Source organism: Corynebacterium sp., from assembly GCF_030532325.1.
Lineage (GTDB): Bacteria > Actinomycetota > Actinomycetes > Mycobacteriales > Mycobacteriaceae > Corynebacterium.
In genome coordinates this window covers 95,269-119,964 of sequence record NZ_JAUNLS010000002.1, presented here as the reverse complement: position 1 = coordinate 119,964, position 24,696 = coordinate 95,269, and the positions used below count along the sequence as shown (strand labels likewise).

General features: G+C 64.8%; 22 protein-coding genes. 4 read left to right on the top strand and 18 right to left on the bottom strand.

What is annotated here, in order from left to right:
• From Q4E25_RS01900 to Q4E25_RS01875, 6 genes are all read right to left on the bottom strand, one after another.
• Entirely contained in the window at window positions 1-1,869 is a 1,869-nt protein-coding gene (locus Q4E25_RS01900; protein ID WP_303153608.1) for a penicillin-binding protein 2, read from the bottom strand.
• A 335-nt stretch (window positions 1,870-2,204) separates the two neighbouring features.
• Window positions 2,205-3,059 carry a hypothetical protein gene (locus Q4E25_RS01895; RefSeq protein ID WP_303153430.1) on the bottom strand — a complete coding sequence of 285 codons (855 nt, stop codon included), beginning with the start codon at window positions 3,057-3,059 and terminating at the stop codon, window positions 2,205-2,207.
• Complete coding sequence (gene rsmH / locus Q4E25_RS01890) at window positions 3,056-4,141, bottom strand: 16S rRNA (cytosine(1402)-N(4))-methyltransferase RsmH (RefSeq protein ID WP_303153426.1); 1,086 nt, start codon at window positions 4,139-4,141, stop codon at window positions 3,056-3,058. Before rsmH ends, Q4E25_RS01895 begins: the two co-directional genes overlap by 4 nt.
• 176 nt (window positions 4,142-4,317) lie before the next feature.
• Window positions 4,318-4,752, bottom strand: a complete 435-nt coding sequence (gene mraZ / locus Q4E25_RS01885) for a division/cell wall cluster transcriptional repressor MraZ (RefSeq protein WP_303153424.1) — start codon at window positions 4,750-4,752, stop codon at window positions 4,318-4,320.
• Between the two features lie 711 nt (window positions 4,753-5,463).
• The gene (locus Q4E25_RS01880; protein ID WP_303153421.1) at window positions 5,464-5,859 is read right to left on the bottom strand and encodes a DUF3040 domain-containing protein; all 396 of its coding nucleotides are present in this window, start codon (window positions 5,857-5,859) and stop codon (window positions 5,464-5,466) included.
• Between the two features lie 148 nt (window positions 5,860-6,007).
• A complete protein-coding gene (locus tag Q4E25_RS01875) occupies window positions 6,008-6,454 on the bottom strand; it encodes an SAV_6107 family HEPN domain-containing protein (protein ID WP_303153419.1) in 447 nt (148 codons plus the stop codon).
• Window positions 6,455-6,789: 335 nt separating this feature from the next.
• Here Q4E25_RS01875 and Q4E25_RS01870 point away from each other — a divergent pair, with 335 nt between their 5' ends.
• From Q4E25_RS01870 to Q4E25_RS01860, 3 genes are all read left to right on the top strand, one after another.
• Window positions 6,790-7,368, top strand: coding sequence for a GNAT family N-acetyltransferase (locus Q4E25_RS01870; RefSeq protein ID WP_303153417.1), 579 nt, complete (start codon window positions 6,790-6,792; stop codon window positions 7,366-7,368).
• Window positions 7,369-7,440: 72 nt separating this feature from the next.
• On the top strand, window positions 7,441-8,547 hold the full coding sequence (locus Q4E25_RS01865) for a polyprenyl synthetase family protein (RefSeq protein ID WP_303153414.1): 1,107 nt from the start codon (window positions 7,441-7,443) through the stop codon (window positions 8,545-8,547).
• Window positions 8,548-8,561: 14 nt separating this feature from the next.
• Window positions 8,562-10,130 (top strand): alpha-(1->6)-mannopyranosyltransferase A, encoded by a 1,569-nt coding sequence (locus Q4E25_RS01860; protein ID WP_303153413.1) that lies wholly within the window; start codon window positions 8,562-8,564, stop codon window positions 10,128-10,130.
• Here Q4E25_RS01860 and Q4E25_RS01855 read toward each other — a convergent pair.
• Entirely contained in the window at window positions 10,127-10,519 is a 393-nt protein-coding gene (locus Q4E25_RS01855) for an Rv2175c family DNA-binding protein (protein ID WP_368502594.1), read from the bottom strand. The genes Q4E25_RS01860 and Q4E25_RS01855 overlap by 4 nt on opposite strands.
• Window positions 10,520-10,575: 56 nt before the next feature.
• Between Q4E25_RS01855 and Q4E25_RS01850 the strand changes: the two genes are divergently transcribed.
• Window positions 10,576-11,934, top strand: coding sequence for a protein kinase (locus tag Q4E25_RS01850; RefSeq protein ID WP_303153410.1), 1,359 nt, complete (start codon window positions 10,576-10,578; stop codon window positions 11,932-11,934).
• On the opposite strand, the gene Q4E25_RS01845 is transcribed toward Q4E25_RS01850, so the two are convergent.
• The 11 genes from Q4E25_RS01845 to Q4E25_RS01795 form a co-directional block, all read right to left on the bottom strand.
• A complete protein-coding gene (locus Q4E25_RS01845; protein WP_303153408.1) occupies window positions 11,931-13,319 on the bottom strand; it encodes a class II 3-deoxy-7-phosphoheptulonate synthase in 1,389 nt (462 codons plus the stop codon). The two genes, Q4E25_RS01850 and Q4E25_RS01845, sit on opposite strands and share 4 nt — an antisense overlap.
• Window positions 13,320-13,368: 49 nt before the next feature.
• On the bottom strand, window positions 13,369-13,875 hold the full coding sequence (locus Q4E25_RS01840; RefSeq protein WP_303153405.1) for a polyadenylate-specific 3'-exoribonuclease AS: 507 nt from the start codon (window positions 13,873-13,875) through the stop codon (window positions 13,369-13,371).
• Window positions 13,876-13,886: 11 nt separating this feature from the next.
• Entirely contained in the window at window positions 13,887-15,062 is a 1,176-nt protein-coding gene (locus Q4E25_RS01835; RefSeq protein ID WP_303153402.1) for an acyltransferase family protein, read from the bottom strand.
• A gap of 3 nt (window positions 15,063-15,065) precedes the next feature.
• Window positions 15,066-15,812 carry a 1-acyl-sn-glycerol-3-phosphate acyltransferase gene (locus Q4E25_RS01830; RefSeq protein WP_303153400.1) on the bottom strand — a complete coding sequence of 249 codons (747 nt, stop codon included), beginning with the start codon at window positions 15,810-15,812 and terminating at the stop codon, window positions 15,066-15,068.
• A gap of 80 nt (window positions 15,813-15,892) precedes the next feature.
• Window positions 15,893-16,849 carry an ROK family protein gene (locus Q4E25_RS01825; protein ID WP_303153398.1) on the bottom strand — a complete coding sequence of 319 codons (957 nt, stop codon included), beginning with the start codon at window positions 16,847-16,849 and terminating at the stop codon, window positions 15,893-15,895.
• Between the two features lie 90 nt (window positions 16,850-16,939).
• Window positions 16,940-18,061, bottom strand: a complete 1,122-nt coding sequence (locus Q4E25_RS01820; RefSeq protein WP_303153396.1) for a glycosyltransferase family 4 protein — start codon at window positions 18,059-18,061, stop codon at window positions 16,940-16,942.
• 63 nt (window positions 18,062-18,124) lie between these two features.
• A complete protein-coding gene (locus Q4E25_RS01815; RefSeq protein ID WP_303153393.1) occupies window positions 18,125-19,210 on the bottom strand; it encodes a C40 family peptidase in 1,086 nt (361 codons plus the stop codon).
• A gap of 196 nt (window positions 19,211-19,406) precedes the next feature.
• On the bottom strand, window positions 19,407-20,033 hold the full coding sequence (locus Q4E25_RS01810; protein WP_303153390.1) for a C40 family peptidase: 627 nt from the start codon (window positions 20,031-20,033) through the stop codon (window positions 19,407-19,409).
• 866 nt (window positions 20,034-20,899) lie between these two features.
• Window positions 20,900-22,522, bottom strand: coding sequence for a cytochrome bc complex cytochrome b subunit (locus Q4E25_RS01805; RefSeq protein WP_303153387.1), 1,623 nt, complete (start codon window positions 22,520-22,522; stop codon window positions 20,900-20,902).
• Window positions 22,522-23,742 carry a ubiquinol-cytochrome c reductase iron-sulfur subunit gene (locus tag Q4E25_RS01800; RefSeq protein ID WP_303153385.1) on the bottom strand — a complete coding sequence of 407 codons (1,221 nt, stop codon included), beginning with the start codon at window positions 23,740-23,742 and terminating at the stop codon, window positions 22,522-22,524. The genes Q4E25_RS01805 and Q4E25_RS01800 overlap by 1 nt, the downstream gene beginning before the upstream one ends.
• Entirely contained in the window at window positions 23,739-24,626 is an 888-nt protein-coding gene (locus Q4E25_RS01795; RefSeq protein WP_303153383.1) for a c-type cytochrome, read from the bottom strand. The genes Q4E25_RS01800 and Q4E25_RS01795 overlap by 4 nt, the downstream gene beginning before the upstream one ends.
• Window positions 24,627-24,696: the final 70 nt, after the last annotated feature.

The window sequence follows — 24,696 nt, the reverse complement described above, 5'->3', positions numbered from 1 at the left end:
TTATTCGGCGCGCAGCGTCAGCCGCGGCGCGGGTTCGGAGGTGGGAATGTTGTCGCGGTTGAGCAACCACGAGGCAACATCGGTGAAAATCGGGGCGGCGGACTGCCCACCGGAGCCGTCGTCGTTGACGCCGGACTGCGGCTCGTCGAGCATGATGGCCATGACAAAGCGGGGGTTATCGGCGGGTGCGATGCCGGCGAAGGTGATCCAATACTTGGAGTTGGAGTACGCGCCGGTCTCCTCGTCCACCTTCTGGGCGGTGCCGGTCTTGCCGGAGAGCTGGTAGCCCTCCACCTTGGTGTTGCCGGCGGTGCCGTTTTGCACGCCAGCGGGATCGTTCTGGAACACTGCGCGGAACATGTCCACCACAGTCTTCGCGGTCTCGGCGCTGACCACGCGGGTGCTCTCCGGCTTCTCCAGCTCCTCGGTGGAGCCGTCCGGGTTGGTCACCTTGGAGATGATGCGCGGCTCGATACGCTCACCGCCGTTAGCGATGGCCTGGTAGACCGAGGCCATCTGCAGCGCCGTCCAGGACTGGCCCTGACCGATGGGCAGGTTGGCAAACGTGCCGCCCGACCACTGGGACTCCGCGGGCACGAGGCCGGCGGACTCGTTGGGCAGCTCGATGCCCGTGGTGGAGCCCAGGCCGAACTTCTTCAGATAGTCCGCGTAGGTCTCCTGCCCCAGGCGCTGGGCCAGCATCAAGGTGCCAACATTGGAGGACTTACCAAACACGCCCGTCGTGGTGTACGGCTCCACGCCGTGCTGCCAGGCATCGTTGACGGTCACACCAGCCATGTCGATGGAGCCGGGCACGTCGAGGACCTCGTCCGGGGTGGTCTTGCCCTCCTCCAGTGCCGCGGCGGCGGTGATGATCTTGGCCACCGAGCCCGGCTCGAAGGGGTGGGACACGCTGCGGTTATCGAAGGACTTCTCCTCCTTGAGCTGCTTTTCGATGTCCTTATTGGGATCAATGGTGCCGGTATTGGCCATGGCGAGCACCTCACCGGTGGCCACATCGAGCACCACCGCCTGGGCGTTCTTGGCCTTCGAGTTGGCCTTGGCCTTCTCCAGTTTCTGCTGGACGTAGGTCTGCAGATCCAGATCGAGGGTCAAGGTGACGGACTTGCCGTCGGTGGCGGGCACCTCGTCGCGCAGCGTGCCTGGGATGGGCTGGCCATCGCGGGAGACGTCCTCCGTGGAGCTGCCGTTGATGCCCGTGAGGGTGGTATCACCGGAGGCCTCGAAGCCGAACTGGCCCTGGCCATCCATGGAGACCTTGCCCAGCACGTTTTCCGCAATCGCCCCGTTGGGGTAATGGCGGATGTGTTGCTCGTCGGCGGCCAGCCCGTGGTACTTCTGGGAAATCTCCACCGCCACGTCCGGGTCCACGTTGCGCACCAGCACCTCGTACTGAGTATCAGCCAGCAGCTTGTCCATGATCTGGGCGGAGTCAACGTCCTTGGTGTCCAGGCCCGCCTCCTTGAAGGCGGCCGGGATGCCCTGGGCCATGTCCTGCAGGCGCTCCTGGACCTTCTTATCCAGGTACTCCTTCTTGCCCTCCTTATCCGCGGCCAGGTAGGAGGTCTCGCTCTTGGCGTCCGTCTCCTCCTGCTCGCGCAACTCCTCGCGCAAACGCGTGGGTGACACCGTCAGCGAGCGGGCGCGCATGGTGTAGGCCAGCTGCTTGCCGTCGCGGTCCAGGATGTCACCGCGGCGCGCGGTGTCCACGTACACGCGGGAGCGCTGGGCGATAGCCTTCTCCGCCAGCTCCGGGCCCCACACAATCTGCACCCAGGCCAAGCGCCCCATGAGCACCACCATGGTGACCATGAAAAACGCCACCACGTGCTTGACGCGCCTGCGCATCAGGCCCTGCTGGGCCACGCCCTTCTTGCCGGTGCGCGGGTCGACGTCCCGCGTGGCCGGAACGACGCGCTCCGTACGGCGCCGCGCGGTGGCCTGCCCCGCTGCGCGTGGCATCGCCGAGCCAGTGCGGACGCGGCGCTGATCATGGCGTCCGTGCTCCCCGCGCGAGCCGCGTCCGCGGCCACCAGATTGTGGTGGAGTCACAAGTCACCTTTCTTCGTACAGCAAGTTCGATGTGCAGAGAGATCTACTTAGGAATTGTGCCCTATCAAACACGAATGCCCGCGCAGGCACACGCGGGCAGGTATCGGCATTTATCGCAGCCTGGTCATGATCTAGCCGCGGGCCTCATAGGGCGCCGAGGCCGGAATGTTGGGAAGCTCCACGGACTCCTGCGCGGGCTGCGGGGCCTGGTGCTGGTTCCCACGCTCATCCTCGTGCTCGGTACGGGAGTCCGCGCCGGAGTCCGGACGGGTCTCCGCGTCAGTGCGCTGGGTGCTGCCCGGGCGGGCGTTGAGGTTGCCGGAGACATCCTGGGTGGCGCGCGGGTCGCTGGAGACCTGGCCCGGGCGGACCGGATCGCCGTTGACGTCGATAACGGATTCCTTCTCCGGCGTGGCCTCCCGCAGGTGCTTGACCTCGCCGTCGCCGGCGACGTCCACGATGCCCGGCTGCACCGGAATGCCCATGTTGGCCTCGTGAGCGCGGCGGGCCACATCAGCCGCCGAGCGCACGTTTTCCAGGTCACGATTGAGCGTTTCCAGCTGGTTATCCAGCTGGGCGTCGCGCGCGGTCAGCTCCTGGACCTTAAAGGTCTGCGCGGTGGAGACGCCAGAAAGCCACATAGACATCACCACACCCGCAATGAGCAAGCACAGCGCGATAACGGACATCCTGACAAAGAGCGAGTTCTTCTTCGGCGTCGGGTGCAGCTGACGCCCGCGGATGCTGACCACCTGCTGCGAGCCCAGGCGGTTGCCACGGAAGGCCTCGCTAGTGCGGCGCTTCGGCACGGTGCCGCGGTGCGGCGTGCGGCTAGGCAGCGGCGTGGTGCGGCGGGCGCGCTCGAGTAGCGCCGTGGCCTGGCCGGTCTCGGGCCCAGTGGTGAAGTCGCGGCTAGCGCCCATGGTGCGCGCCCCTTTCCTCTCGCGGGTGCGGGTGGTTGTCTGATCAGCAAAAAGATTGGTCATGGTGTGCCTCCCGGTGGCAGGAAGGTGAAGTCCCCTTCCACCCTCTCGATGGCGCGCACGCGGACGGAGGCCGCGCGGGAGTTTTCTGCAATCTCCTCCTCGCTAGCCTTTTCCGCTCCCCGCGTGACCACACGGAAGTGCGCCTGGGTGCCGGGCAGGTCCATGGGCAGACCGGCGGGAGTGGTCGAGGTGCTCAGCTCCTTGAACGCGTGCTTGACGATGCGATCTTCCAAGGACTGGTAGCTCATAAACACCGCGCGCCCACCGACGGCGAGAGCCTGGGTGATCACAGGCAGCACCTGCTCGATGGCCTCCAGCTCGCGGTTGACCTCCACGCGCAGCGCCTGGAAGGTGCGCTTGGCGGGGTGGCCACCGGTGCGGCGGGTCGCAGCCGGGATGGTGGCGTACAGTAGCTCCACCAGCCGCCCGGAGGTAAGGAATGGCTCCTTCTCGCGCTCTTTGAGCACCGCGGAGGCAATCTTGCCGGCGAAGCGCTCGTCCCCGTAGGTCTTGAGGATGCGCGCCAGGTCACCGTGGCTATAGGTGTTAAGGATGTCCGCCGCAGTCACGCCCTGGCTGGGGTCCATGCGCATATCCAGCGGGGCATCTGTCTTGTAAGCAAAGCCGCGTTCCACCTGATCCAGCTGCATCGAGGAGACGCCCAAGTCAAAGAGAGCCCCAGCGACGCCGTACTCGCGGGCGAGGGCGAAAACCTGGCCCTCCCCCTCCGCGATGGCGGAGCCGACCTCATCGAAGCGCGCGTTCACGCCCACAAACCGCTCCCCGAAAGGGGCAAGGCGCTCAGTAGCCGCGGCAAGCGAGGCACCATCGCGGTCCACACCAATGACGCGGGCCTGGGGGAAGTTCTGCAGGAAGTACTCGGTGTGCCCTCCTGCGCCCAGGGTGCCGTCAACGATCACCGCGCGGGAACCAGCGGCCTCCACCCCCGGGGCCAGCAACTGCGCCATGCGGGCGCGCATCACTGGGACGTGGCCGTGGTTTTCGGCAACGTCGTAGCTCACGCCAGCGCCCTCACCGGCGCTCACGCCACCCGTATTGTTGTGCTCAGTGAACTGCCCCATGGCCATCCCCCTCTCCCAGCTTGTTGACCTCGATACCCAGTCGGTCGATACCCCAGCCTGTCGTTAAAAAGTGAGTACGTATAGAGCCCTGTCCGAGGCAGGTTTCTGATGTCGGGGAAGTACACCAGAGCATCCGCCTCGGGCAGAGTCCTTACACGCACTCATGCACGCGAGCCTTAGAGCAGGCCCGCCAGTACGTCGTCGGCGTCTGCCGCCGAGTAAGCATCTTCAGTTTGTGCCTGGTACTCAGCCCACGCGGCTGCGTCCCAGATTTCGAGAAAGTCCACTGAACCCACCACTACGCATTCCTTGGTGAGGTTTGCGTACTCGCGGTGCCCAGCCGATAGCGTGATTCGGCCGTGCCCGTCCGGACGCTGCTCGTCCGCACTTGCTGCCAAGTTGCGGATGAACGCACGCGCGTTGGGGTTCGTACGTGAGACTGCGGCTGCCTTCCTGGCTCGTGCGGCAAACTCCTCCCGCGGATACACCGCGAGCGAGTGGTCCTGGCCTTTGGTGACCATGAGGCCATCAGCCAGTTCCTCACGAAACTTCGCTGGAAGCGTTAGACGCCCTTTGTCATCGAGCTTCGGAGTATAGGTACCGAGAAACATCCCGGGTCCACCTTCCTGCACTCGATAACTCCGGTTTCCTCACACGGACAAGACCAAGCGATAGCCTTCCCCGCTGCGCCCCACTCTACCCCACTTTCCCCCACTCGCCCCACCTTTACCCACGTGTCAAGAAGATCGACCCAACATACCGCCAGCTCAACGCATGTTTTCCTAGTGGGAAGTTTTTCCCAACCCACCCTTGACAACCCCTCTCACACGCCACCTTCCCCACTTCTTACACACCCATGACTTAGCCCCCTCAGACACCTCTATCCCCACCCAACACAGCTGTACTGGCGCTATAGCAGCCTGCCGACGCCACCCTCCCCCACCATCCCCACCACACACCACCGAAACCGCCCATCCCCGGCACACGGTGGGGCAAAGTGGGGAAGTGAGGCGAAGCGGAGCCCACAGGGCCAGCACCGTGTACCCAACCCCCGGCACCACACCGCTATCCCCGCCACGACCCCGCCACAACTCCGTCGCCGCGGTACGTTTTGACGGGAAGTGAAAATTGCAAACGTTTCCGCAACCCGATAGCCGCAAAAACGTACCGCGGCGCCTGAAGAAAACACCCTCCACACCCAGCGCGAGACTCGCCGGCCCGGTGCGAGCAATAAAAAAATACCCACACCCTCCATTCAGAAGGTGTGGGCATCTCAGTCCACAGTGCGCAGGTAACTCCGCAGCGCACAAAAAGCGAGTGCGCTAGCGCTCCTCAAAGCGGCGGCGGAAGTTCTCCTCCAGACGATTGCCCATGCCGCCAGACTTGGCGTCATGCCGGCGCCCACCCCGCGTGCCCGCGCCCACCTTGACGGCTTCCTTATCGGAGTGGCCACGCAGCATCCACACACCGGCGGCAAACATCACCAAGAAGCCAAGAACAGACAGTGCAGCGAACCACAGGGACTGCTGGGACAGGGCCACGCCGCCGATCAGCATGCACAGGCCGACGACAACGAGTGCAACTCCACGGAGAGTGAAGGCACCACCGCCGCCCAGCGGTGATTCTTCAGAAACATTGGAGCCAAACTTAGGATCATCGGCAAGCAGGGACTGCTCAATTTCGCGCAGCATTTGCTTTTCGTGTTCAGATAGGGACACTGTGTCCTCCATTGGGATCAGGGGCCGATTGCTTATCTATTTAGTCCAACGTCCAGATTAACCAGTTAGTTCCCGCACATACTACACAGGGGCCACACATGCCGTGTTGCCGCGCCGAAAAATGCAGAGATAACAGCGTGAGCAGGCCCTAAGCAGCCAGGGCGCCGTAAGTGACCTCCGCCTCAAGCAGGTCAATGAACTCCGCGGTCAGCCCCATAAGGGAGTACACCACCTCCGGATCAACCGAAGCATCCAAGCCGTTGCCCACACGGGAACGCACGCGAGAGTACTTCTCAAACTTCTCCGCCCACCGCTTTTCCTCGGCGCCAACCAGGGCCAGCTGATCCCAAGCACTGGTGGGCAAGCGGCGACGGCCCGCCACCGCCGAGCCAGCCACGCACGCCCCCGCAGCACGCAAGGCCGCACGATAGGCCATCTCCAGCGCCTGCTCGAGGCGACCACTAGCCGCCTCCTGACGTGCGCTTTCCAGAAGTTCCCGAGCCTGAACCAAGAAGCGGTCACGGCGCGCCCAGCGCGCCCCTCCTTGCGAGCGAGCTCGGGTTCCACGCGCAGTCGCAGAAATAACGTGTGCCATGACTTCTCCTCCTTTTCTTTCTCATCAGGCTCCGTACGGAACGCGGTGTTCACGGTCGCAGTCTTGACAACCATCACTGATGGTCAATGTTGAAATATTCGCTGTGTTCTTTACGCCAGAGACTCTAAGTAGCCATCCGGACATCCACCTTTCATGTTAGTTCATGTGTTCGAACCTGGCAATAGTCCTAGCTCAGAAAAACTCTAGAATTCGAACACGCGAGCCTGCTGGCGACGCTCGCCAGATCGCTCCCCGCCCGGCACGCCCTTTCCTGCACGCTGCCGCCCGGCCGCTTCTGCTTTCGCTGGACCGAAAAATCTGCTGAGATAGAGGCCGTGACCTACTCAATTCGCCGGCTCAGTCCCCAGGAGTTCGCCATCGCGGCGCCTGCCCTGGTTGATATCTACATCGCCGCGATGAGTTACTCCCCCTCCATCCGCGCCACCACCATCTCCCGGTGGAAGGAGGACATCATGCGCCCCGGCTTCGCGGCCGTCGCCGCGGTGGACGAGTATGGCGTCGCCGGCTTCGCCTACGGCTTCCTGGGGTCCCCGGATACGTGGTGGGACAGGCAACTGCGCCGCGGCCTAGCCGAGCGCGGCGGTGCTAACCCCGCCCAAGAAGAGATGCTGCGCAGCTACTTCGAGCTCGCAGAAATCCACGTCATTCCGCATGCCCAGGGCCACGGACTCGGCACTGCGCTGCTCACCCAGCTGGCGTGGAACCTGCCCGCTCAGCACATGTTGCTCTCCACGCCGGAAGTGCCCCGCGAGGCCAACGCCGCTTTTAGCCTCTACCGCCGCATGGGCTTTGAGGACTTCCTGCGCCACCTCATGTATCCAGCAGACTCCCGCGCCTTTGCCATCTTGAGTGCCACGCTCCCCCTCAACACACACCCCGAGCCCCTTTCCTAGCTCAGCACACAAGCCTCGCCGCCCGCCGACGGGTGTGCGGGGATTCACCGGCTACCCGGTATCGTGTCATGTGTGAGTGAGTCAAAGAATCCCAGCGTCGATGTTCCCAGCCTCGATACCATTCCCGAGGCCGTGCACAGGGAGCTTCGCCACTTCCTCGATGCGCGCCGCGCGGAGATCACCGAGATCGGCCAGCCCGTCACCACCTCCATTGAGTTCTTGGAGTCCTTTGTCCTGGGCGGCGGCAAACGCATCCGCCCGCTCTACGCCTGGGCGGGTTTTGTGGGCGCGGGTGGCCTGAAGGGGGCGGAGTCGCCTGAGGCCATGCTGCGCGCAGCCTCCTCCCTGGAGTTCATCCAGGCCTGCGCGCTGATTCACGATGACATCGTCGATGACTCCGATACCCGGCGCGGCAATCCCACCGTCCACCGCGGTGTGGCCGCCCGCCACCGGGACCTGGGGCACCTGGGCAACTCCGAGTTCTTCGGCCAGTCCATCGCCATCCTGGTGGGCGACATGGCGCTGGTGTGGGCCGAGGATATGCTGCAAGATTCCGGCCTAAGCGCCGCGGCCCTGTCCCGCGCCCGCGCGCCGTGGCGTGGCATGCGCCAGGAGGTCATCGGCGGCCAGATCCTCGACATCGCCCTCGAGGCCACCGGCTCCGAGGACCCAGCGCTGTCTGACTCCGTCAACCGCTTTAAGACCGCCGCCTACACCATCGAGCGCCCGCTGCACCTGGGCGCTGCCATCGCGGGCGCTGATGCTTCGCTTATCGACGCCTTCCGTGGCTACGGTCGCGACATCGGCATCGCGTTCCAGCTGCGCGATGACCAGCTGGGGGTCTTCGGCGATCCCGCCATCACCGGCAAGCCCGCCGGCGACGATCTGCGCGAGGGCAAGCGCACCGTCCTTCTCTCCTTAGCGCTCCAGCGCGCCGACGAACAGGACCCGGCGGCCGCCGCAACGCTGCGCAGGCTCATCGGCAACACCGAGGATCCGGCAGAGATCGCCCAGATGGCCCAGATCATCGCCGACTCCGGCGCACCCGAGCTGCTGGAGCAGCGCATCGACGCGCTCACCCAGTCCGGTCTGTCCCACTTGCACGCGGCCCAGGTGGATCCCGAGGTCACCGCCACCCTGGAGGCACTGGCCATCAAGTCCACTGCCCGCCGGATGTAGGAAGGCCCGTGCCCATGACCACGACGAGCACTCACGATCCCGGTCCGCAGGCCACGGATCCCGCCGCCCCACAAAAAGAACGGAAAGAACAGAAGCGGAAGAAGTACTACACGCTGCGCGTGCCCAACGCGCTCATCGTCGGCCTGGTGTCCTCGATCATCCTCATGCTCGCGTCCTTCTCCGGGGGCGCTACCCGCAACCGCGGCGGGGTGCTCGAGGCCTTAAACATCAGCTTCTTTGCCTACGGCCACGGCCGCAACGTCGGCATGGTCCTCTACTGGATAGGGCTTTTCGGCCTAGTGGCCGCGTGGGTGTTGGCCGGGCGCCAAGTCATCGCCCCGCAGATGAAAGCGCCGAGTGTAAACGGCGGCGTGCGCCGCCTCCGCACCATGCTGGTGGCCTGGGTGGCGCCGCTGGCGCTAGCCGGGCCGCTGGCCTCCCGAGACGTCTACTCCTACCTCATGCAGGGCTCCATGGTGCGCGACGGCTTCGACCCTTACATCGAGGGCGCCGCGGTCAACCCCGGGCCCTTCCTGCTGGAGGTCTCCCACGACTGGCGCAACACCACCACTCCTTACGGCCCGCTGCACCTGTGGATGGGCGAGGGAGTCACCCGCCTCGTGGGTGAGAACGTGGGCTGGGGCATCATCGTCTACAAGATCATCTCCCTGCTGGGCTTTGCGGCGATTGCCTGGTCCGTGCCGCGCATCGCCCGCGCGCTGGGCTCCGATCCGGCGCTGGCCCTGTGGCTGGGCGTGGCCAACCCGGTCATGCTGCTGCACCTCATCGGTGGCATGCACAACGAATCCGTCATGGTGGGTCTGGTCTCCCTGGCCATCCTGGCCGCCGTGCACCAACGCTTCCTTCCCAGCATCCTGCTCATCGGCGTGGCTGTGGCCATGAAGGCCACCGCTTTGATCTTCGCGCCCTTCTTGGTGTGGCTCATCCTGCTGCACTACTGCCCGCAGGGCACCTCGTGGGTGCGCTGGGCACTGGTCTTCGTGCTCAGCGGCGTGCTCACCTTAGCTGGCGTTGGGCTGACGGTGGCGGTGATCACGTGGGCGTCGGGAAGCTCGTGGGGATGGCTCTCACAGATTTCCGGTAACTCCAAGGTGGTCAACCCCCTGGCAGGGCCCACGCTGGCCGCCGACGTCCTTGTCCCCCTCTTCCAAATCTTTAACCCCGAGATCACCTACAACGGCGTACTCGGCGTGCTGCGTTCCGCGGCCGCGCTGCTCATGCTGGCCGGGCTCGTGGTGGTGTGGTGGCTGGGCCGTGGCTCGAAGCGCCGAGCCATCGCCGCGACGGCCGGCGCCTACCAGGTGGCGTTCATCTTCAACTCGGTCACGCTGCCCTGGTACTACGCCTCCATCTTCTCCCTGATGGGCACCTTCCGTCCCTCCCTCAAGCTGGTGAAGCTCACCACGGGCGTGGCCATCTTCATGGGCGCGGCCTTTGCAGGCGACGGCAACCACCAGCTCTACAACTGGTGGTGGGACATCGGCATGGTGGTCATTGCCTGGTTGGCCTGCCAGTGGATCTTCGACGGCGTGCCGGAAAACGGCGCGGCGAACGCGAGCTAGAACGCCAAGGCCTGCGCGCGGCGGATCACCTCGCGCGCCAGGTGGCCGTGCAAGGCGTCGATAGGCCGGCCCGGCAGGGAATCATCCTCAGTGAACAGGTGGGCCAGGATTTCCGGGTCGCTAAAGCCGCCGTCGGAAAGCACGGTGATGGCGCCGGAGACGTACTTGGAAATCGCGCCCTTCTCGTTGAAGAAGGCCTCGGGCACAAAACGGTGGCCCTTCTCGTTGCGCCACGCGATGAACTTGCGGGCGTTGAGCAGATCGAAGACGCGGGTCACCGGGAGGTTGAGGCGCTCGGCCATCTCCTCCATGCTCAGGAGCTTTTCATCGGCCAGGAGCCCCGCGACATCGGCAAAGTCTAGTGCGCTGGAATTATCTGGATTAGTCACAGACACCACCTTAGCGGGCTCACACTTTGTCGCCGCCATCAGCCATACTGGTGTCCATGACAAGGCTGGAAGTAGGCGACATCCTCGAGGGGCGTTATCGCATCGATCAGCCGATCGCGCGCGGAGGCATGTCCACCGTGTACCGCTGCGTCGACATGCGCCTGGGCCGGGCAGTTGCCGCCAAGGTGATGGATGAGCGCTACCAGGACGATCCCGTCTTTGTGAAGCGCTTCGAGCGCGAGGCCCGAGCCATGGCCCAGCTGCAGCACCCCAATCTGGTGGGCATCCACGATTTCTCCTCCGATGGCATCCCCATTTACCTCATCATGGAGCTCATCACCGGCGGCACCCTGCGGGAGCTGCTCGCCGAGCGCGGCCCCATGCCCGCCCACGCCGCGGTGGCGGTCATGCGCCCGGTGCTCACTGGACTGACTGAGGTGCATTCCGCCGGCCTGGTGCACCGCGATATCAAGCCCGATAACGTGCTCATCACCGGCAACCACCGGGTCAAGCTCGGTGACTTTGGCCTGGTGCGCTCCGCGCGGGCGGAGGCGGGCAGCAATGGCCAGATCGTGGGCACGGTCAGCTACCTCGCCCCGGAACAGGTCAACGGCGAGGACATCACCCCGGCCTCGGACGTCTACTCCGCCGGCATCGTGCTCTTCGAGCTGCTCACCGGCACCGTTCCCTTCAGCGGCCCCACCCCGCTGGAGCACGCGATGGCCCGCCTGCACGCGGATGTTCCCGCTCCCAGCGCGCGGATTTCGGGGGTGCCCAAGCTTGTCGACGCCCTCGTGGCCACCGCCACCGCCCGCGAGCCCCGCCAGCGTTTTGCCGACGCGCACGAGTTCCTCGACGCTCTTGATGACGTCGCCCATGAACTCGCCCTGCCCGCCTTCACCGTGCCCATCCCCCGCAACTCCGCGGCAGCGCGCACCGCGGCCAAGCCCACGGACTTCGCCGGCACCGGCAACACGGCGGTCTTCGAGGCCACGTCCACCTTCGCGGAGCAGAAGCCCCCGCAGGAGGAGCCGCCGCAGCCTGATCCGGCACCTGAGGCCGAAACCCAAGGCATGTGGCGCGAGCCGCTGAGTTTTGAGACCCGCCTCGATGAGCCAGCACCCGCGCCCGCGGCACCGCCCTATGCTCCCCCGGCGCAGTTCCCGGCCGCCCCGGCGCCGCTGCCGCACAACGCTGCCCCGCTGCAACACGACGCACTAGCCCCTGCCGGGCAGAATCGCCCGGCAGGGGCCGAGGAAGAGCCAGCCGAGCGGCCAGTGAGCAACCGCAGCCCGTTCGCCCTGGCGGGCTTTGTGGTGCTGGTTGTTCTGGCCACGCTGGCCGTGGCCGTAGCAGCCTGGTGGTTCGGCTCCGGCTACTACGGCTCGATGCCCACCTTCTGGCGGGCTTACTAGTTGCGCAGCATCTCCGCGATGAGGAAGGACAGCTCCAGCGACTGCTGGGTGTTCAGGCGCGGGTCCACGGCGGACTCGTAGCGGCCCGGCAGATCCAGGTCCGTGATGTCCTCGGCGCCGCCCAGGCACTCGGTGACATCCTCGCCGGTGAACTCCAAGTGCACTCCGCCCGGGTGGGTGCCCAGCTCGCGGTGGACCTCGAAGAAGCCCTGGACCTCGTCCACGATCTTGTCAAAGTGGCGGGTCTTGTAGCCGTTGGACGCGGTGAAGGTGTTGCCGTGCATGGGGTCGGACTGCCAGACCACCTTGTGGCCGGAGTCTTCCACTGCCTTGATGATGGGCGGCAGCACGGTGCGCACCTTGTCGTGGCCCATGCGCGCGATCATCGTCAGGCGGCCCGGCTCGCGGTTCGGGTCGAGGCGCTCGGCGTACTCCACGGCCTGCTCCGGGGTCACGCCCGGGCCGAGCTTGATGCCCACCGGGTTGGCGATGAGCGCCGCGAACGCGACGTGGAAATCATCCAGGCCGCGGGTGCGCTCACCAATCCACAGCTGGTGCGCCGAGAGATCGTAGAGCTTGGTCTCGCCGTTGGAGTCCACGCCCAGGCGCAGCATGGAGCGCTCGTAGTCCTTGAGCAGCGCCTCGTGGGAGCAGTAGATCTCCGCAGAGCGCAGGGTCTCATCGGAGACTCCGCAGGCATTCATGAAGGCCAGGCCGTTTTCAATCTCCATGGCTAGCGCCTGGTAGCGCGCGCCGGCCGGGGAATTGGCCACGAACTCGCGGTTCCACTCGTGCAGGCGGTAAAGATCAGCGGTCCCAGAGTGTGTCAGGGAGCGCACCAGGTTCATCGTCGCCGCGGAGTTTGCGTAGGCGCGAATCATGCGGGCGGGGTCGTGGCGACGGGACTCCTCGGTTGCCTCCACGCCGTTGACGATGTCACCGCGGTAGTTGAAAAGGCCCTGCCCGTCCAGATCGGAGGAACGCGGCTTGGCGTACTGGCCTGCGATGCGGCCGAGCTTGACCACCGGGGTGGACGCGCCGTAGGTCAACACGACGGCCATCTGGAGCAGGGTCTTAATGTTGCCGCGGATGTGCGGCTCGGTGTTGGACTCGAAGGTCTCCGCGCAGTCACCGCCCTGCAGGAGGAAGGCTTTGCCCAGGGCGACGTCGGCAAGCTTGCGCTTGAGCTCCTCGATCTCTGGGGCCACGACGATGGGCGGCACCGACTCGAGGATCTTGCGCACGTTGTCCGCCTGGGTGCGGTCCCAGCTCGGCTGCTGCTTGGCCTCGCGGGCAATGACATCCTGAAACTTCTCGTTGATGCCATCGGGCAGGGGCGGAAGATCAGGCAGGGCTTCTTTAGGAATATCTACTGTCCAACTCACATGGGATATTAAACCACCCATGAGGGGGTGTGCGTGGGCTAAGGGCGAACTAAATAGCCCGGTTGCCCTTGGACAGCGGCAAATGCTGCTCGCAGACGCGGAATTTGGCCAGGTTATGGCGGGCGTCGACAAGAGCATCGTGGTTGCCCTGCGGCACCGCCGGCAGCTTGGGACGGCCGGCAAACTCCCAGTACTGCTTGAGCTCGCGGGTGTAGCGCGGCAGCACACGCGGCAGCCCCGCCATGTCCCCCCACAGCTGGGCCACGACCACATGGTCATAGGCACCCACCCACGCCCACAGCTCCACCGGCGTGGAGCTGCGGGTGAGAAACTGCAGCAGCTCCGTGCGGATGGTCTCGCGGGACTTCCACACCGGATCCCCCGGGCTGGGAAGCTTGTCCAAGACGTTCTCCCGCACCCAGGCGTTGGCCTTGGCGGGATCGAAGTCGGTGGAGACCGCGTAGTACTCGCTGCCGTCTTCTCCTACGACACCGATCGAGACCAGCTCGATGGTCGATCCATCCTCAATAAACTCGGTGTCATAGAAGTAACGCACGAGACTTGATGCTAGTCGCTCCCCCGCGGGGAAAGCTCACTCGGGGGCACTAAACGCGGGCTACGGCTGCCGCGCTCGCACAGATGCACAATTGACGGCGGGCGCATGGTCCATTTGAGTACCGGGATCTTCTGGATGTACCACAGGGCCAGCGAGGCAATCGCGCAGTAGATGGTGCACATGAACAGCCAGAACCACGTGCTCTCCAGCGGCCACTGCCCTGCCAGGGTGACCTCATGCGGGAACTTGGCCATGTAGAAGCCATAGAAGAGCGTCAGGCCCAGCGGGTGGCCCAGGTAGATGGGCAGGGTGTGCGAGCCGATGAAGCGCAGGGCCGTGGAGAGCACCGGGATGTAGGAGATGGCCACGGCCAGGGCGATGCCCACGGGGGTCTCGAAGATCTGCTCCACCGTGCGCACCAGGATGTGCACGTCCTCGCGCGCCAGAGTCTCCGCGCCAAGGAAAGGCCAAGGAACGGCAACCTCGCCGCTGTAGTTATCCCAGGCGCGGCGGGTGAAAAAGCCCACCGCGTACGCCGCCACGGTGCCCGAGTAAGCCCAGAAGCTGCGGGAGTCCCACCGCCCCTTGAAGGGAGCTTCGATGGCATCGGCGAAGGCCGTAATCCACTCGCGGAAGAAGGCCGCGCCCACAAAGACCGGCAGGAACATCACGGCCTTGGCAATGGAGGTGTACTCGGCCTGCCAGGCCATGAAGAGCACCGGCGTAAAACTCAGCGCGAAGGCCGCCCAGCTGGGCAGCGTGCGCACACACCACAGGAAAATATTGAAGAGGATCAGCGAGTGGAGGAACCACGCCATACTGTGGCCCACCAGCATGCTGCCAAAGAGCTGCGAGAAGTCAAAGATGGGATCCCCGAAGACCCAGTGGTACTCCACGCGCTTGAGCTGCTGCTCGATGAGCATCCACACCACGTAGGGAACCAGGAAGTACCAGAGCCGGCGGGCAAAGAGCTGCGGGAAGCTGAATTTGAGCACCTTGCGGGAGAAATACCCACTGACCAAGAAGAACAGCGGCAGGCGCAGCGGGTCAAGCCAGACGTTGAAGGCGGCCAGCCACGTCTCCTGGGATTCCGGGACCTGCAGGGTGATGTGCAAAAGCACCACGCCCAGGATGGAGATGCCTTTCGCTACGTCCGGCCAGGCCAGGCGATGAGAAAGCGAACTCAACTGTTAGTGCGCCTCCCCACCGGGCTCCGCGCCACGCGGATACCCATGGCCTGCATTGAGGGAGGCCTTGACCTCCGAGGCATAGAAATCCACGTAAGGGTTGCCGGACAGGTCAGACAGGGTGTGCATGACGTAATCGGTGAACTCGCGCGCGGTGGCGCGATCCTCCGGATCCAACCCGCGATCGCGAGCCCAGGCCAACGGATCGATGGGCGTGCCCAGCCGCATGCCCACCTTGACAGGGCGCGGGATCCACGAGCCGATGGGGTTGGCCTTGCGTGTGCCGATCATGGCGATGGGGATGACCTTCTCACCGGTGGCGAAGGCGATGCGCGCCATGCCGGTGCGTCCCTTGTAGATGCGCCCATCCGGCGAGCGGGTGCCCTCCGGGTAGATGCCGAAGAGATCGCCGCGGGCGAGAATGCCCTTGGCAGTGTCCAGCATGGCGTCACCAGCCGCCTCATTATCGCGCTCCACAGGCACCTGGCCCACCGAGCTGAAGAACCAGTTCTGCATGCGGCCCACCAGGCCCGGGGTGGTGAAGTACTCGCTCTTGGCCAGGAAGGTGATCTGGCGTGGGCACATGAGCGGGAAGTAGAAGGAATCCATCACTGCCTGGTGGTTGGAGACCAAAATGGCTGGACCTTCCTTGGGGATGTTATCCATTCCCTCGGCCCACGGGCGATTCCAGACGCGCAGGGCAGGGCCGAAGAAGATGTGCTTGAAAGCCCAGTACCACTTGTTTTTCATCGCTATTTCATTCCCGTCATTTCTTAGCGGACACCAGCGCCGAGTGCTGGATGCCCAGCGCGGTTCGACCCAGCGCGGATCTACGCCGAGGCAACGTGGCTTGCGTGCCGGGCGAGATCAGCCACGCCGATTATACCTGCTGCCGAGCCCAATTCGGCCGTGGCGACGCGGGCCAGCGGCCGATGCCCCGCCCCGACGATCTGCTCAGACATGCCGCGCACCGCGGTGTCGAGGTAGAGATCCGCGTCCTGGGACACGCCGCCGCCGAGCACGATGAGCTCCGGATCCAGCACGTCAGCCACCATGGACAGGCCCCGGCCCAGCCACTGGCCAAAGTTCTCCATGACGGCCGCGCCCAGTGGGTCGCCCTGGCGCGCGGCGGCGGCAATCTGCTCCCCGGTGGGGTTGGCCGGCAGGCCGGTCTCGTAATCCCCCCGCAGCTCGGCGAAGGTATCCGGCAGGGCGGTTCCGGAGGCATAGCGCTCCAGGCAACCGCGCTTGCCGCAGGAGCACTGGCGGCCGTTGGGCACCACCACGAGGTGACCGAACTCCGGGGCGGTGCCGAACGCGCCGCGGTAGATGGTGTTGTGCGTCATGAGCGTGGCGCCGATGCCGGTGCCCACCGCGAAGAAAACCCAATCCTGCGCTCCGCGGCCCGCGCCGAAGCGGCCCTCGCCCCAGGCGGCGGAGTTGGCGTCGTGTTCCAGGCGCACCGGCAGGCCTAGGCGCTCGCTGAGGATCTCGCGCACCGGGGCGTCGCGCCACGGCAGGTGTGGGGCGAAACGCACGGTCTCACACTGCGGGTCTAAAAAGCCCGCCAGGGCCAGCCCCACGCCGGAGATCTCGTGGTGGCGCGAGAGGGTCTCCACGGCCTCGACGATGTCATCCTCCAGCTGGCGGGCCTCCTTGGCCGTGGCCACGCTGTAAGTGTCAACGATCTCTCCTTCGAGGTCGATCACGGCCGCGCGAAGGTTCGTGCCGCCGATGTCGAAGCCGATGGTCAGCCCCTCATCGGGAGAGAAGGTTTGTTCAAGCATGAATAAAAGAATATACCGCCACCCCGGCGAGGTCACATCCGCGCGTGCGCTGCGCGAAGTCCCGCGCCAGCCAGCCGGCGGCCACGGCTGTTATCCCAGCAGCTCACGCAGACGCCGACCCATGATCTCCCACGTCCAGTTCTCCTCCACGTGGCGCCTGCCGGCCTCTCCCAGTGCTCTGGCGCGGGCCTTATCCCCCAGCAGCTCCACCAGCGCGGCCTCCAACTCGTGGACGCTGCCACCGCGCACGACGACGCCCGTCTCCGCCGTTACCGTCTCCGGCGCGCCGCCTGAATCCCCAGCGATCACAGGCAAGCCAGCCGCCTGCGCCTCGAGATAAACAATGCCCAAGCCTTCGACGTCAAGGCCTCCGCCGCGGGTGCGCGCCGGCATGGCAAAGACGTCCGCGGCGTGCAGCGCCTGGCGCAGCTCGGCCGTATCACGCGCCTCGCGGATGAGGGCGTCCGGGCAGTACAGGCGGGCGAGCTCGCGCAGGGTGGCCTCGTAGCGGCCGCGGCCGATGAGCAGCAGCTGGGCGTCCGGAAAGCGGCGGCGCACCGCGGGGAAGGCGCGTAGCAGCTGGTCCTGCCCCTTGCGCGGCACAAAGCGGGAGATGCACACCACCACCGGCCCCTCCCCCAGCCCGAAGTGCTGGCGCGCGGCCTGTTTCTGCGCCGCACTGGCCGGGGAGAAATCCTCCAGGTTCACCGCGGAAGGCAGGTGGACCCAGCGCGGGTGCGGGCCGAAAGCCCGGCGCAGGCGCCCCAGCGTGTACTGCGAGATGTACGTGACGTAATCCGCGTTGTCACCAATGCGCCGCAGGGCCTGCCGGGCGCCGGGCAGCATGGACCAGCCCACCTCGTGGCCGTGCGTGGTGGCGATGACGCGCCGCGCGCCGGCTGCTCGGGCCTGCGGGGCCATGAGTGCCAGCGGCGCCGCCGCCCCGAACCACACGGTGTCGATGCTGTGCTCGCGGATGATGCGCTGCATTTCCCGGGCAGTGTCCGGGGTGGGCAGCATGACCCTGCGCGGCCAGCGGATGACGCGGTGGGGTTGGGAGGCGTCGTAAAGCCGCGCAGCCTCGGCGTCCTGGGTGGAGGCAAAGACCACGACGGACTCGGGGTCCAGGGTTGCCAGGAAGTCCCGCAGGTAGGACTGAATCCCGCCGATAGTGGGCGGGAAGTCGTTGGTTACCAGCAGTGTTCGAGCCATGCGCACTACTTTAATGGCGTGCACACCTTTCGGCCCCATCGGCGCTCGCGGCTTGACGACGCCCTAATAGCGCGCCGCGCCCTGAATGGGCATGGAATCCACCGGGACCACCTGCACCGGCACGCCGTAGGTGGAGGCGTGCACAATCTTGCCCTCGCCGATGTACATGCCCACGTGGGTCACCCCTGGGTAGTAGCCCACGATGTCGCCGGGCTGAAGCTGATCCAGGGGCACCGGGGTACCACCTGCGATCTGTGCTTGTGAGGTGCGCGGGATGGTCTTGCCCTGCTGCTGGTAGCTCCACAGCATCAGCCCGGAGCAGTCGAAGGCATCGGGGCCCGCCGCGCCCCAGCCGTAGGGCGCGCCCAGCTGGCTCACCGCGGCCTTGACGGCGTCGGAGCCCGAGGCGCCGATGAGCGCGGCGATATCCACGTCGCTACTGCTGCCGAAATGGCGGATCCACAGCTCCCGTTGCTCTGGGCTGAGCCCGTCGACCTCGGCCTCAATCTCCGCCTTCTGCGCGTCCAGATCGGCACGCTCGCGCAGCAACTGCTCGTGCTGCTCATCCAAGGCGCGTTTCTCGGCCTCGGCCTGCGCTACCGCCTCCTGCGCGCGCTCGTGAGCTGTGCGGGCTGCGGCCGTGGCCTGGGACTTGGCCTTGAGCTGGCGTTGTGCGTGCGCGGATAGCGCCCCGAGGTAGCCCAGGCGCTCCACGGCGGAGCCGGCGCTCTCCGAGTCCATCACCGTGGCCACGGGCCCGCGCCGCTCGTAGCGGTAGCGCGACTGCGCCAGCATGTTGATGCGCTGCTGCTCGCGGCCCTGCCGCTCTGCGGCGGCCTCCGCCTCGTGCTGGGCCGCATCCGCGCGCCCGCTGAGCTCATCGATGCGCCGCTGCGTCTCAGCGAGCTTATCCTCCAGGCCCTTGACTTCCTCGTTCTTGGCGGAGACGCGCTGGGCCACGCCCGCGAGCTTCTCGACGAGCCTCGCCACATCCGCATCAGCCCCCGGTTCCGCCGGAGCCACGGGGCCGGGCCCCTCGGGCTCAGCCTCCTGAGCGATGGCCGCCGGCGTGGTGCCCGCCACGCAGGCAGCGACCAACACGGTACCCGCGGCGGCGCGAAGGCCACGGCGGGAAAAGTAAGACTTCACGGTGAATATCCCCAGATAGTGCGAAACGTCGGACCCAATGTGCAACGCGCAGTGCCCTGCACGGCCCTACACGTTCATTCAACCTTGTTGACCCTACTCCACCGGGCTGAGAAATGGTGAAAGCCTCCCTGCTCGCCCAGGAAAGAGAGCGAGCAGGGAGGCGTGAAACGAAGTTTGCGTTGAACCAGCCGGCTGCTTAGAAGCGGACCGCGGAGTGGATCGGCATGTAGTTCAGGTCGCGCTCCTGAACCGGCACGCCGGAGTTGAGAGCGTCGATGATGGTGCCGTTACCGGTGTAGATGCCCACGTGGGATGCGCCGGAGTAGTAGACGATGACATCGCCCGGCTGCAGCGCGTCCAGCGCCACCTGGGTGCCGCCGGAGGCCTGGCCCTGAGAGGTGCGCGGGATCTCCACGCCAGCCTGGCGGTAAGCCCAGGAGGTCAGGCCGGAGCAATCGAAGGCGCTCGGGCCGTTGGCGCCGTAGACGTAGGGAGCGCCGATAACGGAGCGGGCAGCATCCAGGGCCTTCTGGCCGGCGGTCTTCTGCGGAGCCGGCGCCGGTGCGGGGGCCGGAGCCGGGGCAGCAACGTTGCCGCCCTCGTTGGCCTTGAGGCTCGGGACGTAGTTCTCGATGTTCGGAACCTGGTTCAGGTTCGGAACGTTCTCGAGGCCGGCAACCTCGAAGCGGTAGTCAGTGTTAGGGATGACAACCTCAGCAGCGTTGGCGACACCCGGGACGGTGACAGCTGCGGATGCTGCGACAACAGCGGTGGTTGCGATGCGACGGGAAGTAGTAGTGCCCTGACGACGGTGCTTAGCCACGAATAAAACTCCAAATTCTTCCTGCGCGCCTACCTTCACTGCACAACCACTCACGCGGACCGATTCCTTACTGTGGTCCCGTAACTGGTGCCAGCCCCCTATGGGCGGCGGTGCAGCGGAGGCTCTGACCCGGAAGGGCCTAGCGTTCGTTGGCAGCCCGTTCCTGTAGGGCCACCTCCGCTCGACCCCAAATCAGGAGGGGCCAGATGCGGCGCGAAATTTTCAGTTCGTATTGAGCACCGTTGGTAACTCAATGTCTCGAATAGGTTACGAAATCATCACAACCGCTGTCGAATTTTCGCAGCTATCGCGTCGCCGTTATCGTCCCGTTATCAACCGTTTACCCAATCGAAACTCTCTAGCGAGGTTACCAACCTTTGCGCACGCGCTCCCCCGAAAAATTGGAATGACCAGCAGTTTAGCAGAGCCTAAGCATTCCAACCAAATAGGCCCACAGGCAAACGCCGCGTAGCGCAATATAAGCCACAACTATTATATGTGACCTTTCACACACCGCCCATTCTCACGGCCACATCCGCCCCGGTATTCGCACTAGTAACACGCCTGCGAGTGCTCCGCTCCTCCCACGCCGGCGCCCCGGCGCTGCCTCTGCCCCACCTTTGGCGGTGCGGAAACTTTCAGTAACCACGCCGGTACGCTTTCGCTAGAAAAGGCCCTCAAACACCCCAAATCTCGCGCGTCCTCGCGAAAACGTACCGTCTGAGCCTCCATGCCCCCTGCAATCCACATAACCCGTCGGGGCGCACAGGCACCGCCCTACAAGCACGAAGAAGCCCGCTCCCCTTCCTTATCTAATAAGAATAAGGGGGAAACGGGCTTGTGAGCGTGTTTCTGTGGCTCAGGCGCTAGATGCGGCCGTTCTCTTCGTCCTCGCGGCGGTTAGCCTCGTTGAGCTGACGGAACATCTCCGTCTCCTCAGCGTGGTTCTCTTCCTGAATCTCATTGACCTTGCGGACGATGGACTCATCATCAGTGGAGAAGATGCCGCGGGTCTCGGAATCGGCGAGGCCGAGCTGGTTGAGCTGCTTCGGAACAGCGGCGCCAGCGTACTCCAGCGGAATCGGGTGGCCGTTCTCGTCCACCGGGCCCAGCGGCTGGTGAACCTCGATGAAGGCACCGTTAGGCAGCTGCTTGATAACACCGGTCTCGATGCCGTGCTCCAGGACCTCGCGGTCGGAGCGCTGCAGACCAACGCAAATGCGGTAGGTCATGAAGTACGCAATCGGCGGGAGAACGATGAGACCAATGCGGCCAATCCAGGTCATCGCGTTCAGCGAAATCTGGAAGAAGTGAGCGACGTGGTCGTTACCACCGGACATGGTCACCAGCAGGAAGAAGGTGATTGCGGCGGCACCGATGGCGGAGCGCACCGGAACGTCGCGCGGACGCTGCAGCAGGTTGTGGTGAGCGTCGTCGCCAGTCAGCTTCTTCTCGATGAACGGGTAAGCAATCAGCAGGACAACCATCAAACCACAGAGCAGGGCGACCCAGAATGCGGAAGGAATGGTGTAGTTGCCAAAGTAAAGCTCCCACGCCGGCATGACGCGAGCAACACCGTCAGTCCACAGCATGTAGATATCCGGCTGGGAACCAGCGGAGACCTGGGACGGGTTGTACGGTCCAAGGTTCCAGATGGCGTTGATGGTGAGCAGACCAGACATCAGGGCCAGGACACCGGCAACCATCATGCCCATGCCAATTGCCTTGGTGGCGAAGACCGGCATGATGCGCACGCCGACGACGTTGTTCTCAGCGCGGCCCGGTCCCGGGAACTGGGTGTGCTTCTGGAACCAGACCATAATGAGGTGAGCTGCAACCAGAGCCAGGATGATACCCGGCAGAACCAGCACGTGCAGGATGTAGAAGCGGTCCAGCATCAGGTCGGACGGGAAGTCGCCACCGAAGATGGCCCAGTGCATCCAGGTACCGATGATCGGCAGACCCAGGATGATGGCGGACATGATTCGCAGACCAACGCCGGAGAGCAGGTCATCAGGCAGGGAGTAGCCGAAGAAGCCCTCCATCATGCCCAACAGGATGAGCGCGCAACCGATAATCCAGTTTGCCTCACGCGGGCGGCGGAACGCACCGGTGAAGAAGATGCGCAGCATGTGCGCAACCATGGACATCATGAACATCAGCGCAGCCCAGTGGTGCATCTGGCGGACGAAGAGGCCGCCGCGAACCTCGAAGGAGAGGTCCAGAGCAGTCGCGTAAGCGCGGGACATCTCCACGCCGTTGAGCGGGGTGTAGGCGCCGTCGTAGATGACCTTGGTGATGGACGGGTCAAAGAAGAGCGCCAGGTAGATACCGGTCAGGATGAGAATGATGAAGCTGTACAGCGCCATCTCACCGAGCATGAAGGACCAGTGGGTCGGAAAGACTTTGTTCAGCTGGGTACGCAGGACGCCGGCAGCGCTGTAGCGCTCGTCCATGTTGTTACCCATCTTGGCAAGTTTGTTACTCATTATGACTTACGCTCCCAGAATGCAGGTCCGACGGGCTCAATGAAGTTGCCCTTGGCAACCAGGTAGCCTTCGTCGTCCACCGTGATCGGCAGCTGCGGCAGAGCACGGGCGGCCGGGCCGAAGACCGGCTTGCCGTAGTGCAGGGCGTCGAACTGCGACTGGTGGCACGGGCAGAGAATGCGGTTGGTCTGAGCCTCGTACAGAGAGGTCGGGCAACCAATGTGGGTACAGATCTTGGAGTAGGCGTAGTAATCGCCGTAGTGGAAGTCCTCCTGGCCCTGGCGCTCGATAGCCTTCTGCGCATCGGAGTGACGCAGACGGATCAGCATGACCGCGTTGCGGTTGCCGTGAATCGAGTGCATGTGGTTCTCGTAGACGTCCTTGTCCTCGGACCACAGCTTGCCGTCGTTGACGTCGGACTCAGCCAGCGGGAAGACAGTCTCCATACCGCCGGCAGCGAGGTCCTCGGGGCGAACGCGCACGAGGCGGGCCAGGCCGCGGGTGGTGTAGTGAGAACCAGACTCGCCGTGGTGCATCTCGGCGATGGTACCGGTGTCGCGAGCCAGGTAGAGCTTGACGCCTTCCTCGTGCAGGGTCCAGCCGGAGGTCCACAGGGTGCCGTCGCCGGCGTAGTTGAGCTCGTGGGTCTTCTTCCACGGGTTCTTGATAGCGCCGCCCAGCGGAGCAATCACAGTCAGGCCGAAGAGAACACCCGCGGTGCCCAGCAGGCCCTTGATGGTGGTGCGGCGGCCCAGAGTGGAGGTCTGCCAGGAGTCATTGAGCAGTGCGGTCAGGGTACGGCGGTCAACTTCCTCAGAAGGACCGTCGTGGCGACGCTGCACGGAGATCTCTTCCGGCAGGATCTTCTTGACATACTGGACAATGGCAAAACCCAGACCCAGGATGGTCAGGCCGGAGGTCAGGCCCAGCAGCGGGGTGTAGAGGGTGTGCCACCACAGGCCATCCTCCCCGAGCAGGCGGTACTCCCACGGCCAGAACAGGTACACGCCCAAGAAAGCGATACCGGCAATGACCGAGATCAGCAGCCAGATGGTGATGTTGGTGGCCGCACGCTTTTCGGCGGGGTCACCCGCCACCGGGAAGCGCTCCTTGCGGTAGGCCACGGTGACGTCGTCAAGCTCGGTGCCCAGAGCAGCGAGCTCGTCGTTGCTCATCTTGTCGAGCTCTGCGTCAGTGTAGTTCTTCTTTACATTGCTCATGAGCGCGATCCAATCCACATAGCGGCAACGCACAGAAGGCTGATGCCGATGATCCACATTGCCAGACCCTCAGCAACCGGGCCGAGACCGCCGAGGTCCCAACCGGCCGGAGACGGGGTTTCCTTAGCAGACTTGAGGTAGGCGATGATGTCCTTCTTCTCGTCTGCGGTCAGCTGGCGGTCGGAGAACTTAGGCATGTTCTGCGGGCCGGTCAGCATGGCCTGGTAAATCTCCTGCTCGCTAGCCGGAGCCAGCGGCGGGGCGAACTTACCGGAGGACAGCGCGCCGCCCTTACCGGTGAAGTTGTGGCAGGATGCGCAGTTCATGCGGAAGAGCTCGGAGCCCTTAGCCACATCTTCTGCCTGAATCTGGCCGTTGTAGTTGGCGCCACGCAGGGACTCCTGAGCAACGTTGCCGTTCTCGTCGTAGACGATGTCCGGTCCACCACCGTTGGCTGCCACGTAGGCGGCCAGGGCGAGGGTCTGCTGCTCGGTGTAACGCGGGGTCTTGCGCTCAGCCTGTGCGTCGTTCGACATCATCGGCATGCGGCCGGAGTGCACCTGGAAGTACACGGAACCGGCACCAACGCCGACCAGCGACGGACCGCGGCCCTCAAGGCCCTGCAGGTTAGCGCCGTGGCAGGTGATACAAGCGACTTCGTAGATGTCCTTACCCTCTTGAACGAGAGCCTGGTCATCCTTCTGAGCGGTAGCCACCTGTGCGTCCGGGGTCAGGGCGGAAGCCAAGACGCCGGCACCGGTGAGGCCAATGCTCAGAGCAAAGGCGCCAGCAAGAGTGCGCTTCGCCTTGCGGCGACGGCGGGTCTTCTTAGCCGCGGCAGCGGTGCTGTCCACTGCGGCGGGCTGCTGGATGTTATCCATCATTGTCCTTTAGATAACTCGTACACGGAAATGACTGGCTGTAGTCCCGAAGGATTTCTCCGGGCGGCTACCG